Annotated in this window: 13 protein-coding genes and 1 pseudogene; 13 read left to right on the forward strand and 1 reads right to left on the reverse strand. The window is 38.2% G+C overall.

The annotated features are described in order from the left end of the window. Positions 1-3 precede the first annotated feature (3 nt). From PI20285_RS00475 to PI20285_RS00515, 9 genes are all read left to right on the forward strand, one after another. On the forward strand, positions 4-1455 hold the full coding sequence (locus PI20285_RS00475) for a 6-phospho-beta-glucosidase (RefSeq protein WP_057774995.1): 1452 nt from the start codon (positions 4-6) through the stop codon (positions 1453-1455). 144 nt (positions 1456-1599) lie between these two features. Further along, positions 1600-2340: a MurR/RpiR family transcriptional regulator gene (locus tag PI20285_RS00480; RefSeq protein WP_236698840.1), complete on the forward strand. Its 741-nt coding sequence runs from the start codon at positions 1600-1602 to the stop codon at positions 2338-2340. Between the two features lie 315 nt (positions 2341-2655). After that, complete coding sequence (gene celB / locus PI20285_RS00485) at positions 2656-3975, forward strand: PTS cellobiose transporter subunit IIC (RefSeq protein ID WP_057774987.1); 1320 nt, start codon at positions 2656-2658, stop codon at positions 3973-3975. A 614-nt stretch (positions 3976-4589) separates the two neighbouring features. After that, entirely contained in the window at positions 4590-5051 is a 462-nt protein-coding gene (locus tag PI20285_RS00490) for a hypothetical protein (protein WP_057774982.1), read from the forward strand. An 18-nt stretch (positions 5052-5069) separates the two neighbouring features. Beyond that, positions 5070-6155, forward strand: coding sequence for a DUF871 domain-containing protein (locus PI20285_RS00495; protein WP_057774980.1), 1086 nt, complete (start codon positions 5070-5072; stop codon positions 6153-6155). Between the two features lie 400 nt (positions 6156-6555). Next, complete coding sequence (locus PI20285_RS00500; RefSeq protein WP_057774977.1) at positions 6556-7143, forward strand: lysophospholipid acyltransferase family protein; 588 nt, start codon at positions 6556-6558, stop codon at positions 7141-7143. Beyond that, on the forward strand, positions 7140-7976 hold the full coding sequence (locus PI20285_RS00505) for a glycosyltransferase (protein WP_057774974.1): 837 nt from the start codon (positions 7140-7142) through the stop codon (positions 7974-7976). Before PI20285_RS00500 ends, PI20285_RS00505 begins: the two co-directional genes overlap by 4 nt. Continuing rightward, positions 7973-8959 (forward strand): glycosyltransferase family 8 protein, encoded by a 987-nt coding sequence (locus PI20285_RS00510; RefSeq protein ID WP_057774971.1) that lies wholly within the window; start codon positions 7973-7975, stop codon positions 8957-8959. The genes PI20285_RS00505 and PI20285_RS00510 overlap by 4 nt, the downstream gene beginning before the upstream one ends. Further along, positions 8946-9818: a lysophospholipid acyltransferase family protein gene (locus PI20285_RS00515; protein ID WP_057774969.1), complete on the forward strand. Its 873-nt coding sequence runs from the start codon at positions 8946-8948 to the stop codon at positions 9816-9818. The genes PI20285_RS00510 and PI20285_RS00515 overlap by 14 nt, the downstream gene beginning before the upstream one ends. 50 nt (positions 9819-9868) lie before the next feature. Here PI20285_RS00515 and PI20285_RS00520 read toward each other — a convergent pair whose 3' ends face one another. Beyond that, on the reverse strand, positions 9869-10504 hold the full coding sequence (locus tag PI20285_RS00520; protein ID WP_420892111.1) for a TetR/AcrR family transcriptional regulator: 636 nt from the start codon (positions 10502-10504) through the stop codon (positions 9869-9871). Between the two features lie 228 nt (positions 10505-10732). On the opposite strand from PI20285_RS00520, the pseudogene PI20285_RS12065 reads away from it, so the two are divergent. The 4 genes and pseudogenes from PI20285_RS12065 to PI20285_RS00545 all read left to right on the forward strand — a co-directional run bounded on the left by PI20285_RS12065 (position 10733) and on the right by PI20285_RS00545 (position 14582). Then, positions 10733-12159: pseudogene (locus PI20285_RS12065) on the forward strand (ISNCY family transposase). A 348-nt stretch (positions 12160-12507) separates the two neighbouring features. Beyond that, the gene (locus PI20285_RS00535) at positions 12508-13095 is read left to right on the forward strand and encodes a hypothetical protein (protein ID WP_057775211.1); all 588 of its coding nucleotides are present in this window, start codon (positions 12508-12510) and stop codon (positions 13093-13095) included. Positions 13096-13126: 31 nt separating this feature from the next. Beyond that, on the forward strand, positions 13127-14344 hold the full coding sequence (locus PI20285_RS00540) for a CPBP family intramembrane glutamic endopeptidase (RefSeq protein ID WP_057775208.1): 1218 nt from the start codon (positions 13127-13129) through the stop codon (positions 14342-14344). A gap of 34 nt (positions 14345-14378) precedes the next feature. Further along, entirely contained in the window at positions 14379-14582 is a 204-nt protein-coding gene (locus PI20285_RS00545) for a hypothetical protein (protein ID WP_057775205.1), read from the forward strand. Positions 14583-14653 lie beyond the last annotated feature (71 nt).

Below are 14653 nucleotides of genomic sequence, written 5' to 3' on the forward strand. Positions count from 1 at the left end.
AAAATGAGTGAACAAAAAATGCGAATGCCAGAGGGATTTCTCTGGGGTGGCGCTGTAGCAGCCCATCAACTAGAGGGTGGCTGGCAAGAAGGCGGTAAGGGTGTCAGTATCGCTGATATCATGACAGCTGGAGACAAGGATCATCCTCGCCGTGTAACTGACGGTGTTAAAGATGGCGAAGTTTATCCAAACCATTGGGGAATTGATTTTTATCATCATTATCCAGAAGATATTAAGTTATTCGCCGAAATGGGCTTTAAATGTTTCCGAACATCAATTGCTTGGACTCGAATTTTTCCTAATGGCGATGAAACAGAACCTAATGAAGAAGGACTTCAATTCTATGATGACCTATTCGATGAGCTTTTAAAATACAATATTCAGCCAGTAATTACGTTATCTCATTTTGAGATGCCTTATCATTTGGTAAAAGAATATGGTGGTTGGTCAAACCGTAAGTTAATCGGTTTCTTCTTAAACTATGCAGAAGCTGTTTTCAAACGTTATAAAAATAAAGTTAAGTATTGGATGACATTTAACGAAATTAATAACCAGACGACTTGGGATGATCCTCATCCAATGCTACAGAACTCTGGTTTGCAATTAGGCGACGACGATAACTGGGAAGAAGCGATGTACCAAGCAGCTCATTATGAAATGGTTGCCAGTGCTAAAGCCGTTAAACTTGGCCATGAAATCAACCCAGATTTCCAAATTGGTGACATGATTGCTATGTGTCCAATTTATCCATTAACTGCTGATCCTAAAGATATCATGATGGCAGAACGTTCCATGCAGACTCGTTATTACTATGGAGACGTTCAGGCTAATGGTTTCTATCCAAATTGGGTGCCAAAATATTGGGCACGCAAAGGATTTAAGATTGACCGTACTGAACAAGATGCCAAGGATTTACGTGAAGGAACTGCAGACTACGTTGGCTTTAGCTACTATATGTCCTTTGTAACGAAGTTTAGTAAGGATAATCCAGAGTATGTTTATACCGAATCTAAAGATCAAGTCGACAACCCTTATACAGAGAAATCTGATTGGGGTTGGCAAATTGATCCAATCGGTTTACGCTATGCCATGAACTGGATGCAAGATCGTTGGCACAAACCAATGTTTATTGTTGAAAATGGCTTTGGCGCCTATGATAAAAAAGGAGCCGATGGTAGTGTCCACGATGATTACCGGATTAGTTACTTCCATGATCATGTTGAAGCTATGGAAAAAGCGGTGGTTGAAGATGGCGTGGATCTTATCGGTTACACACCATGGGGATGCATCGATCTTATCTCGGCCAGCACAGGTGAAATGAAGAAACGTTACGGATTCATCTATGTTGATCAAGATGATGAAGGAAACGGCTCATTGAAACGTTCTAGGAAGGATTCGTTTGACTGGTTTAAGAAGGTTATTGCATCAAACGGAGAAGACATTTCTGAGAAGTAAGATTTGATTTGAAAAGCAGTTAGCTGTTCAGTTGGCTGGCTGTTTTTTTCTTTTGAAACTTGTTCCACAAAAACGACCAATGTGTTATGTTATAGGTGGATATAGGGGAAGGTGAATCGTATGTTTCCATATGAAAGAGTAAAATTGTTAAACCAATTGGAGCTAAGTATCTACAAATATATTATTGCCCATCCAGCTGAGGTAGCCGACATGACTATCCGGCAACTAGCAAAGAAAAGTCACGTGTCACCAACGACAATTTTACGGTTTCTCCGAAAAATGAATTTTGATGGCTATTCCGAGTTTAAATATGCTTTGAAACGGCAACAAAAAATTGAAGTTGAAGAACCATCACAACAACAGTTGGTTCCGATGAATCAGTTCTTTGACCAGGTCAACGATGACCATTTTCTTAATAAAATTAACCAGGCGGCTCAATTCATTATCGATGCGGATACCAGTTTGTTTTTTGGATTAGGAACTAGCGGTAGTTTGTCACAATATGGCGCCCGTTTGTTAGCCAATTATGGGATTTATACGCTAAATTTTACAGATCCATTTCAGCCTAAGCCATTGGCGCGGCGAGACTTTTCTGATACGTTACTTATTTTGTTATCCGTATCCGGTAAGACACCCCAAGTTTTGAATCAAGCTAAGTTTTATCAAGAAAATGGCGCAAAAACGATGTCGATTACTGCCAATCGTTATTCTACTCTGGCACAACTTGTCGATTTTAACATTTCGTATAATGTCCCCGAAGTACGGATGGCCGATTTAAATCTCACGTCGCAAATTCCAGTCGTTTTTCTTTTAGAACAAATCGGTATTAAGGCCCATAAAGATCTTTTGAAATCGACAAACAGTCAAAAAGATTCGATTTTTTAAAATAAATAGAAAACGCTTAAATTGGCCCATACCAGTTTAAAAACAAGGCTATTATTAACTTTATCTGCTTACTTTGTAAAACAAACCAATCAATAATATGAAACATGTTTCTTTAAGAAACATGTTTTTTTTAACGAAAATTTAAACTTTCTTTCGAAAATAGGTAGGCACAAATCTAAAAAGGTGCTATATTAAAGGAGATGAAAGCGCACACAGTGTTCTTTCGAATAAACTTTATCACTTGCGAAGTTATACCTATTATTTTAGTTTTTGCTATTTATATTTCGTTGCAAGTGATATCTGGGAGGGTTTTACATGAGTGAGAAAAAATCCAGCTTCGTGCAGGATAAGCTTATTCCCTTAGCTGGGAAAATGGCTGCTTCTCGTCATTTGGTTGCACTTCGTGATGGATTTGCGCTGGTAATGCCACTAATCATTATTGGTTCAGTCTTCATGATCGTCAGTCAGTTTCCAATTCCGGCCTACATCAATTGGATGAGTTCGGTATTCGGTCCTAACTGGGCAACAGTTGTTGGTTGGGCGACAAACGCAACATTCAATATTATTGGATTAGTTGCTGTAATTGGTATTTCATATCAATTAGCTAAGTCGTATGACGGTGTTGATGCATTGTCAGCAAGTATGATTTCTTTAGGAGCATTTATCCTAACGATCCCATTGACTACTGATAAAGCAGGAAACACATTTGTACCTTTGACAATGTTAGGTTCAATGGGCCTGTTTGAAGCATTGTTAATTGGATTATTCATTACTGATTTCTATGTATGGATGATTCATAAGAACTGGCAGTTCCATATGCCAGACACAGTTCCACCCGCAGTTGGGAATGCCTTTTCTGCATTGATTCCTGGCTTCGTGATTATCACCGTTGTTTGGTTATTCCGGATTGGTGTTAGCTTTACAGCATTCAAGACGATTCCAAACATCATCACAGTTATCTTAGCTAAACCTTTGACAGCCGTTGGTGGTACGATCTGGGGAGCTCTAGTAGCTGAATTCTTCGTTTCATTCCTTTGGTTATTCGGTATTCATGGTGCTAACGTTGTTGGTGGGATCATGGCACCAATTTGGTTAGGTCAAATGGGACAAAACGCTGCTGCTGTTAAAGCAAACAAACCAATTCCAAACGTTGTTAGTCAACAATTCGTTGATAACTTCGTCCATGCTGGTGGTTCTGGTGAAACAATTTCACTTGCCTTAATGATGTTCTTCTTTGCTAAATCAGCAAACTTGAAGGCCATTGGTAAGTTGGCTGCTGCACCTGCAATCTTCAACATTAACGAACCTATTATGTTTGGTTTACCAATTGTTTTGAACCCTGTTATGGCAATTCCATTTATCGTTGTTCCATTAGTAACTGTTATTATTACTTATGTATCAATGAAGACAGGAATTGTTGCACGAACGATGGGAGTTGCTGTTCCTTGGACAACGCCTCCAATTATTTCAGGTTGGTTGGCAACTGGTCATCTTTCCGGTGCTGTGCTTCAGTTAGTTAACTTTGTTATTGGTGGTGCAATCTGGTATCCATTCTTCAAGGTTGCTGATCGTCAAGCATTGAAACAAGAAAAAGAAATTGCTGACAAAGAAGCTGCAGAAGCTGCAAACAACTAAACATTCGTTTGTAAGTTTTAATAAAATCTGTCGAAATCATTCGGCAGATTTTTTAGTAAAAAGCAGAATTTTTAATGAGACGGTTAACTTCTGAGAATCCTGTAGTTGTCCGTAGAGCTAAAGTTGCTAAAACAACAAGTTCTTATGACAATCTAAATAACAGAATGTTTTGATAACTTTCTCCGTGAAACTGAGCCGGAACGTAGTGGGCACAACTTGGCTTGCTGCACTCCTAAAGGTACCAAACCAGTCAGTGTTACGTATCCTTAATTTTGTGACTAGGGTTGAGGCATTCGCATGGTAAGACTACTATACAAATGGGTAGCGGGCATAGATGAAGATACACATCTGGCTTTCGGAGTAAAAATAGGCTCAGCTGTGAAATTATTGTTGGCGCTTTAGCGCTTACAATAAGGTCAATATTGAAGACAACTGGTTGGCTTCAATTTGTGCCCACAGCGTTCCAGACTAATTTTACGGAGAATGCCAAATAACTATCGTAGATCTACCTTAAAAATTTTCAACAATTTAGTTTTAGAGGTAAATGTTTCATTGAAATGCGTATAATTAAGAGTGAATGAGAAATTGATTATTTAAAAAGAGGAGCGAGAACCATGAGTAAACATAAAAAGGATCGACCAAGTTCCGCCGTGGAACGTAACGCACAAGCTAATGTGGACAAAATTAAAGAAAAAACTAAGACTCAAAAAACTAGTATTAAAGATTTACCTAGTTGGTCACAGGACTTGGCATACCGGCGGTTTGGACTTAGTGAAGTGATTTCTTTTATCCCTTTGATCATTGCCGTCTTGGTAACACCTATGCTGAACGATCGCGTTCCCATGGGTGGGGGACTTGTGGTTAACAAAAATGCCCTATTCATCATCCCTTTCGTTAGTTTATTAATTTCTGGTGGTAGTTATGTGAGTATCAAAATCCGCCGGAAAGCGGAACAAGTTACAGATATTGAACATTTAGCATGGAACGAAATTTTCGCGTTTCTTGCCAATGTCCTAGTTGTGGTAGTTTGTTCAGCAGTTCTTATTTATCAGTTATTTAGAGCATTTACAGCTTAATATATAGGGGGTATTATTTTGGCACGATTAGGAATTTCTTTATATCCAGAGCATTCAACATTTGAACAAGATAAAGCCTATTTAGATCTAGCACATAAGTATGGTTATACACGGGTATTTACATCGCTATTACAAATTAATGGTGATCAAGACGCCGTTGTAGCTAACTTCAAGAAAATTGTGCAGTATGCGAATTCACTAGATTTTAAAGTTATGGTGGATATGAATCCATCCTTATTTAAACAACTAGGAATCACGTATGATGATCTGTCTTTCTTTGATGATCTTGGTGCGTGGGGATTACGTTTGGATGAAGGATTTACTGGGATGGAAGAATCGCGGATGACCCGAAATCCATACGGAATTAAAATCGAAGTGAATATGAGTAACGGAACCCGTTATTTGGAAAATATTCTCAGTTTTGCGCCCGATAAACAAAATCTATTGGGCTGTCATAACTTTTATCCACAGGAATACACTGGACTTGGGGAAGACTTCTTTGTGAAGTGCTCGAAGTTATTCCGAGAAAACAACATCAATACAGCTGCTTTTGTGAGCTCAAACGCTGCTAAATTCGGTCCTTGGCCTGTACAAGATGGTTTGCCAACGATTGAAGATGACCGCCACCTGCCAATTGATACGCAAGTTCAACATTTATTGTTGACGGGCTTGATTGACGATGTCTTGATCGGGAATGCGTATGCTTCAGAGGATGAATTAAAAGCTGCTTCGGTTGCTTTCTTCGGTCAGTATCCAGTCTTGCATGCGGATTTTGTGGATGACCTAACGGAAAATGAAAAGTTGGTTGCTTTGGGCAAACCCCATTTGTATCGTGGCGATGCTTCTGACTATTTGCTGCGAGACACCATGCCACGTGTTTGGTATAAAGATAAAGAAATTCCAGCTCATCATGAACAAGATGACTTTAAACGTGGTGACATTATTGTGGTCAATGATGTGTACAGCCGATACAAAGGTGAACTTCAAATTGCGTTAAAAGCATTTCCAAATGATGGCCGGCGGAACGTGGTTGGACATCTGACGGATGATGACTTATTCCTTTTGAATTACATCAAGCCATGGAGTACGTTTGAATTAAAATAATTAGCAAATGATGCGTAGAAATCTGAAAAGATTCTACGTATTTTTTTGTACACTTTTCTATTGTTAATAAACGCTTTAGGCCAAAGTTAGGAAAGACTAAATAAAAGTTAGGGTTGACTAAATAATGCATTTGCTTATAATCTAATTGGTAAGTTAATTGAGTGAACACTTAATTAATTTGAGGGAGGAGGACGTCATCACGAGAAAATCTCAGAAAGAAAAAATACCGGTTCAGTACTACAAATCTTTTACAGATGATTTAGTAACTACGCAGGATCAGGAGTATAAATTACCGGATGATTATGTGTGGGAGCATACAAATCCAGGCTACAGATTTCTCTCAAAATTGCTTTATATGATAGTATGGGTAGTGAGTTTTTGCTATTGTCGCTTATGTCACGTGACTTTTAAAAATCGGCGGGTGTTGAAGGCTTATCAAAATCAGGGTTATTTTCTGTATGGAAATCATACCCAGCCAGTGGGAGATGTACTTACCCCAAGACACATTAGTCCGTTTAAAAGTATGTATACCTTAGCTAGTCCGGCTAATTTAGGACTGCCGATTCTGGGACCCATGCTTACAATGGGTGGGGCAATCATTGTGCCTGACTCTTGGCGGAAATTACGTGAGTTTGATCGTATTGTTAAGAAGCGCATTGACCAAAAACATGGTATTATGATCTATCCGGAGGCGCATGTGTGGCCGTACTATACAAAAATTCGCCCGTTTCCAGATAGTGCCTTTCATTATCCAGTTCAGCAGCAGGCACCGTCATTTTGCGTGACGACGACTTACCAAAAACGAAAATTTGGTTCAAAACCACGCCGGACGGTCTATATCGATGGCCCATTTCTACCCAAGGCGGATTTGAACAAAAAGGCGCAGCAGGAGCAACTACACCAAGAAATTTACAACTGCATGGTTAAACGCAGTAGATCCAGTACGTACGAATATATTAAGTATCAAAAAAAGGGGGAGGAAGCATGAATATCTTGTATTGTGGCAATGAAAAGATGGCAGATGGTTTGTTGATCTCAATTCTTTCGTTACTAAGAAATACCAAGCAAACACTGAATATTTATATTATGACTGCATTTATTCAAACAAACGAAAAAAATTATTATCCACTCAGTGAAGCAACGGTAAATTTCTTAGATAGCGAAGTCAAACAAGCTAATCCAGCTAATTCAGTCACCAGACTCGATCTTACCGAACTATTTGAACAACAAGCACCAACCGCCAACATGGAAACAGTCTTTACACCTTACTGTATGTTGCGCTTATTTGCCGATTTATGTCCTAGTTTACCCGATAAGATTTTATACTTAGATACTGACGTGATTTGTCGAAAAGATTTTAAAGCATTTTATGATCAGGATCTTACTGAACATGAAGTTGTTGGGGTGGCAGATTATTATGGCAAGTGGGTTTTTAAACACAAAAAAGGCCACTTTAGTTATATGAATTCAGGAGTTTTGTTGATGAACCTTGCGTTAATCAAGCAAACTCAGTTATTACGCAGATGTCGTGATTTGTGTCGAACAAAGAAAATGTTCATGCCTGATCAAACGGCAATTAATAAATTAGCAGTCACTAAAAAAATTGTGCCCCGCCGCTACAATGAGCAACGACGTCTCCACAGAAATACAGTTTTCCAGCATTTCACTACGAGTTTCCGGTTATTTCCTTGGATCCATACTTTGACCGTTAAACCATGGGATGTTGAGGCGGTTCATGACAAACTAAAATTATACGAATACGATGATGTTTTAAGTGAGTACCAAGACTTGAAACCACAAATGGAGGCACTCAAATCATGAAAACAACTCAAGAACGACTTCCACTCTTTTTCTCTGTGGATGACCATTACGTACCATTTTTATTGGTTGCCTTAAAATCTATGATTGCCAACGCTAAGTTAGCATACAAATATGAAATTATTATTTTGCACGAAGGTATTAAAGAAGAAAATCAGAACCAAATTTCAGACTTAGCTAATGATCAATTTGATATTAAGTTTGTGTCAATGAAGGGTCAATTAGCAAGAGTAATGACAGGTAAAGAAGCAAAATTACGTGGAGACTATTTCACGTTTACAATTTTCTTCCGCCTCTTTATTGCTGATATGTTTGCCGAATATGATAAAGCCGTTTATCTTGATGCTGATATCATTGTCCCTGGGGATATTGGTGAACTTTACCAAACTGATATCGGGGATAACTTGGTTGCGGCAACCTCAGACTTCTTTATTGGTGGCAATCCATTTTTAGCCGACTACAGTAAAAATTCTGTTGGCGTTCCTGCTGCCGACTATGTTAATTCTGGTGTTTTGATTATGAATTTGAAACAATTCCGGGCGCAAGAATTTTCTAATGAATTTTTGTACTTATATAACAAATACCATTTTGAAACCATTGCCCCAGATCAGGACTATTTAAATGCGATTGGCCAGGGACGAATTTATCATTTAGGTGATGAATGGAATGCACAAGCAGGTTATCCAGAACGGGTAGTAGAGAATCCTAAACTAGTCCACTACAATTTATTTAATAAGCCATGGAGTTATGCGAATGTGGCCTATGGAGACTACTTCTGGAAATATGCGAAACAAATTCCTGGCAGTTATGATGCAGCCAAGGCAATGCAAGCAGCATATACACCAGAACAAATTCAGGCTGATAAAGATAACTATAAAGGCTTAGTTGAAAATACCCAAAAGATTATCAGGTCAGGAAAAACTTTCAAAGAGCTTTATAAGCAAGATCACAAACCAAATCGGGGAGTGAATTATGCGAACGACTAATCTAGTTCCTGGCAAACGAGAACCAGTGATTGCGAATATTCAAAAGGCTGTGGCTAAAAATCAGTTTAATGCCAAAGTCGAAGTTAGTGACGCAAAATTATCAAGTGGGCAAGAACAAGTAATCTTGTCAAACTACTTGAAACACTATAATCATTTTGGATACAAGTTTAATCATATTTTTGCTAATGAACTGTCTAGTATGGCCATTTCGCTGGTTTCTAAACAAACTAAAGTCGTGGGGCTTGAAAATATGAAGAATATTTCAGGTGGTGGAGTTGTCACGAGTAATCATTTTAATCCGATGGAAAATTTAGCGGTTCGTAAAGCGATGCGCCAAGCTGGAAAAGGGCAGATTTTTATGGTTAGTCAATTGGCCAATCTAAAGATGCCGGGAATTCTTGGATTTATTATGACGTATTCTGATACAATTCCAATCGATGATAGTACGGATTATATGGGTCACCAGTTTCCAGACCAATTACGAGAAATTTTAGCTCAGAATCGCTTGATTTTAATTTATCCAGAGCAAGAAATGTGGTTTAATTACCGAAAACCACGGCCACCAAAGCGCGGTGCTTATTACTATGCGGCCCAGTTTAACGTGCCAATTATTTCGTGTTTTGTGGAGATTAAGGATTTAGATAAAACGGAGTCAGATTCTTTTAAAGAAGTTTCTTTTGTGTGTCACATACTAAAACCGATTTATCCAGATCCCAGCAAAAGTGTGCGTGAAAATAGTTTGATGATGATGCATTTAGACTATGAACAAAAGTGCAATGCCTATGAAAGGGCCTACGGGAAACCCCTAACCTATGAGTTTGAATCAAGTGATATTGCGGGATGGATACCACATAAATAAATTAAAAACGCCTCTGAATTTAATTCAGAGACGTTTTTTGAATTTTACACTTAATAGCTCAGGGCTTTGACTAAAGCGGTGATCGCATGATCAGTACTCGTTTCGGAGAGTTGTTGATCAAAATATAAGTAGCCAAGAATTGCGCCGCCGGTGATTGACCACATGGTTTTGAGAATCTCGATGTTGGACCAATCCACGATCAAATGGCTAGCCTTTAAGGAATCAAGTTGTTGGTTGATCCGATGCCAATAAGCACCAGTGAATTCGGTAGTAAGTTGCGTACGAACTTCTTGATCATATAGCATTTCGGAAACGAGAATTTTAATAACTTTTGAGTTTTGTTTTAAAAAAGCGAAGCGATCCTGAACTAATGCGGTAATGAAGGCATTCAAGGATGGATAAACTTTTGTCAGCTGGGTTTTTACAAAGGTATCCATGCTGGCTGGAAAGAAGCTTTGCATCACTGGTGTCACAATGGCGTGAAGTAAGCCACGTTTGTTCACAAATTTATTGAAAATATTGCCTTCAGCGACGCCAGCCTTTTCTGCAATCTCTTTGGTACTCGTGTTGGCATAGCCTTTCTCTGCAAAGACGTCGATGGCAGCAGCTAAGATTTTAATTTGTTTATCTGTCATGTTGTCAAAGGCATGAGCGTCTTCAAAAAGTTTTCGTTCAGAATTAGTCACGGTATGGCCCCTTTAGAATTGTTCGTAAATTTTATGTCGTGCAAGCGAGTGTTTAAGTTACCACTCAAAGTCGAGTATACGGTGTTGGGTTAATTTGTCAATGGTTAGAAGAAAGATAAGGTAACGTTTGTGTTGTTCGCCAGTGATAATGTCTTAACTAATTGGTCAGCAAAAATGTCTCGCAAATATGTTTCACCTCCGGCAAAATAGTTAATGGAGGTGGACAACATGAGAAAGGTTGTTTTAACAGTGAAAGAAGACCACAAATATCAAGTAATTCAGCAAGTAGTTAATGAACGAAAGAATCGTTGTCGAGCTAGTATTGAATTAAATCTATCATTACGACAAATTGATCGATTAATAATCAAATATCGAACTAAGGGTAAATCTAGCTTTGTGCATGGCAATACTGGCAAAAAGCCACAGAATAAGATCTCAACCAAACAAATCAATCGAATTATTAAGCTGTATGAAACTGATTACCAAGGCTTCAATATTTCCCATTTCTATGAGTTTTTATTAAGTAGAGAAGGTATTCAAGTTTCTGAATCAACTTTACGACGAATACTTAGAACCCATCGGGTTCTGTCACCCAAAGCTCATCACAATACCAAAAGACAAATACGCAAAGAATTAAAGCTCAAGGAACAACGGCAGGCTTTGTCTAAACGTGACGAAAAGACCTTACAAGTTGTTGAACCAGTGGAAGCAATAAAGGCTCATCCGTCACGCGCTAGGAAAAAATTTGCCGGTGAACTTATTCAGATGGATGCCTCGGTTGAGCTCTGGTTCGGCAATACAAAGACTTATCTACATGCGCGATTGATGATTATAGTGGTGCGATTGTTGGCGCCTACTTTGATACCGAAGAAACGTTAAACGCTTATTATCAAGTTATGGCTCAAATATTGACTTCTTTTGGAATCCCGTATGAGATTTTAACAGACCGAAGAACGGTTTTTAACTCAAACAAAAAAGCAGATTCTCCAACGAAGGAAAACCCACTCACTCAATTCGGTTATGCGTGTAAGTCACTGGGAACCAAACTCTCAGTGACTAGCATACCGCAAACCAAAGGCAGAATTGAACGCCTTTTTGAAACACTACAAAGCCGACTTTTAAATGAACTTAAACTAGCAAATACAACGACAATTGAGCAAGCTAACGACTTCCTCAACCCATTTGTAAAAGAATTCAATCAAAAGTTTGCTTTACCTATTAAAATTAACACGAGTGGCTTTGACAAACAACTTACATCTTCAGAAATTGATCAGATTTTAATCACAACTCGAGAGCGCTCAATTTCATCTGGTCACACTGTCAAATTAAATAATCAGGAATATCAATTATTTGAATCAGATAAGCTAGTTTGTTTAAAACCACGAACTAAGGTCTTAATCGTTAAAACTTTAACTGGTAAGCTTTACGCTACTACAGATGCAGATCAAATATTTGATTTACATCCGCTTGCAGATCATGACTTAGTTTCGCCAGCTTTCGAGGTTATTATTGAAAAACCATCTAATATGGCCCCAAAGAACAAGAAGCCCAAGGCTTCTATGAACCACCCATGGAGGAGAGCCAATTATCGCGACTATTTGCGTACAATTGGGTATTCCGAAAAAGGAGCAAATCATATGGCATATGAGATTTAAATTTGACAAGGATGTTCAATGATTATTGAGACATTTTTCCTTACCGATTGACAGGTTAGAAGAAAGATAAGGTAACGTTTGGTAACAAACTGCTGATTTTGAAATCGCTTGAAGCATTAGTGAACAAAAGTAAGTAATGATATTAAAGGCATGTGCTAGATAAAAACGACGGTGAAAATTAGTTTGGAAAAATTGTGAATATGAATCCTACCACAATAGTGTTGTGATGGGATTTTTTATTTTAAAAATTAATTTTACTTTCTATTGTTAATTTGGATAAAGGGTGCTATGATATCAGTGTAATATCAAGTAAGCGATTTTAGTAGTAAATTATGGGGAGATTTTATTATGTATATGACTCCAGCATCAGCATTTAAAATGGTTAATAGTTTTTCGACCGATAAAGTGAAGGCCGTGACAGAGTCCTTCACCTCAATGAGAATTCTGGTTGGTGGGAAAGAGTATCCTCCGTTTCCAAAGAAAGCAAATAGTGAAATGGTCAAAATTGGGAGAAGCTTTCTCGGATTACCGGCAGCGACGATCGTTGAGTTTACCAAAGATGAAATGAAAATTCACAATGAAAAAGATCAGGTTGTTAAAAACGAAAAAATTAGGGATTTTCAAAATGTGCAATTTGGCGTGATTCGAAAAATGGGATTTGCGGCACGAGTTCCATTCCTTACTAGTGCAATGACCATCGCAATCAAGATGCAAGACCAGAGTTATTATATTTTGAACTCTGATTTTACACCGTTTAAAGAATTGGTCGCCCTATTTAAGGCCCAATCGGTTAATGTTGAAGATCCTTTTAACATTGCGTCGTTACCAAGTAATGAAAAACGAGATGAGTATTTTAACAAAAATTATGAGGAACTCTGCAAAGGCACGAATTATCCCGTGTCGTATGGTTCAAACTATGGTGTGAAAGGTTTTTAATCGAGATTTGATTTTTGGGGGGGAGTGGCTTATGACTAATAATTTATCAGTAAAATACGTACGGGTGTTAAAACAATGGTACCTCTGGCAATTGGTGGTCGCGTTTGTAGCATTCTGTTTGACCTTTTTCTGGGAACCATTTGGACCGACGCGATTGGTTGAAGTGGTTTTGGGATTGGCAACAGTGATTTTGGGCATTGGCATTCCTTTCGAGAAGCCTTTAAGAACTGATCAAAAGTTGAGAAGCGGACTTAGAAAATGTAATTATTATTTTCAGTCAATCATTCAATTATTGTTATTACCACTCGGATTAGCAGCGATTGTTTTGATCTTTCATAAGGTTTTGCTTCTTAATTATCCGTTTCTGGCGATTTTAGCTTTGCTGTATTTATTAATTATGTATCTACCTGTTGCGTACTATGTGCTTGTCAATATTCAGTCTTATATTGGTCGAATTATTTTGGTCACGATCATCATTTTTGAAGCGTTGGGGTCTGGATCCGTGCTTGCATTAATGTACACCCGGGAACATGAAATTGGTTCTGTTTTACAGACGATTGATATGAGCGGGGTGGTAAATGCGTTTGCTTTTATAATTACAGTCGGATTTTTGATGTATTTATGGGGCTTTAAGCTACCGGGATTTCGAATTTCGCGAAATGTAAATTGGTTAATTCTGAGTTTCGTCCTTGTGTTGTTGTTAGCAATTGTGGTTTGGAACGCCTTTGGTTCTGGAGACAAACTTTCGAATATGTTTACGAGTTTTGATTTTACACTGGGACATTTTAGTTTGAAAGTAATTTTGAGTGCACTTGAGACTGTTTCTGAAGAATGGGCCTTTCGGTTTGCTGTATTATTTCTAAGCTTAAAAGCGTTTAGCAAACGAAAAAATCAGCTAGTTTGGGTGATTGTCATTAATGGTGTTTTATTTGGATTGTGGCATTCCTCTAATTTACTTGCGGGCCAAGCCATAAATGCTACCTTGAATCAAATGGTATTTGCTGTGGGAATGGGGATGCTGTTTGCGGCTGTTTATCTATACACACAGAGCATTGCAGTAACCATGGTTGTCCATTTTCTTTTGGATGTCTTTTCCTTTTCATATGCGAATGGGAACTTCTTAATGGCTAGCCCGGATGACATTGGCTGGGTAGAAACCTGGATTTTGTTGATTGTTGTTGTGGCAGTGGCACTATTCTTAGTCACCGGTAAACGAAAACTAGCAATTCAAAAATCGTTAGTTTATTGAAACGCTTAACGAGTAACCTGTGGGGAATCTAAATATGTTAACTTTGAAACTGATCGGAATTGCCGTGATCTTACTAGCTTGTTGGCAGTTCTACGCCGTTAGAAAATCGTTTTTAAATTTGAAAAATAATGCTAATCAAGGAACGTCAGTATTTATTGGGTTTGCGCTTTGGTCAGGTTTGTTTTTCGGGATTATTTTGTTAGTCGTTGGCTTAGGAGCACTCTTTTCGTGGTTTTAAATGCATAGTAAAATACCTTTCCAATTTAGTTGGAAAAGTATTTTTAGTTTCGGAAACTATTTAATTGATTG

It is taken from the genome of Pediococcus inopinatus, from assembly GCF_002982135.1.
Classification (GTDB): domain Bacteria; phylum Bacillota; class Bacilli; order Lactobacillales; family Lactobacillaceae; genus Pediococcus; species Pediococcus inopinatus.

Bases quoted from the DNA above. Each gene is read 5' to 3' on its own strand.
- PI20285_RS00475 (WP_057774995.1), top strand. From the start codon at position 4: ATGAGTGAACAAAAAATGCGAATGCCAGAGGGATTTCTCTGGGGTGGC.
- celB (WP_057774987.1), top strand. From the start codon at position 2,656: ATGAGTGAGAAAAAATCCAGCTTCGTGCAGGATAAGCTTATTCCCTTA.
- PI20285_RS00490 (WP_057774982.1), top strand. From the start codon at position 4,590: ATGAGTAAACATAAAAAGGATCGACCAAGTTCCGCCGTGGAACGTAAC.
- PI20285_RS00505 (WP_057774974.1), top strand. From the start codon at position 7,140: ATGAATATCTTGTATTGTGGCAATGAAAAGATGGCAGATGGTTTGTTG.
- PI20285_RS00510 (WP_057774971.1), top strand. From the start codon at position 7,973: ATGAAAACAACTCAAGAACGACTTCCACTCTTTTTCTCTGTGGATGAC.
- PI20285_RS00515 (WP_057774969.1), top strand. From the start codon at position 8,946: ATGCGAACGACTAATCTAGTTCCTGGCAAACGAGAACCAGTGATTGCG.
- PI20285_RS00535 (WP_057775211.1), top strand. From the start codon at position 12,508: ATGTATATGACTCCAGCATCAGCATTTAAAATGGTTAATAGTTTTTCG.
- PI20285_RS00540 (WP_057775208.1), top strand. From the start codon at position 13,127: ATGACTAATAATTTATCAGTAAAATACGTACGGGTGTTAAAACAATGG.
- PI20285_RS00545 (WP_057775205.1), top strand. From the start codon at position 14,379: ATGTTAACTTTGAAACTGATCGGAATTGCCGTGATCTTACTAGCTTGT.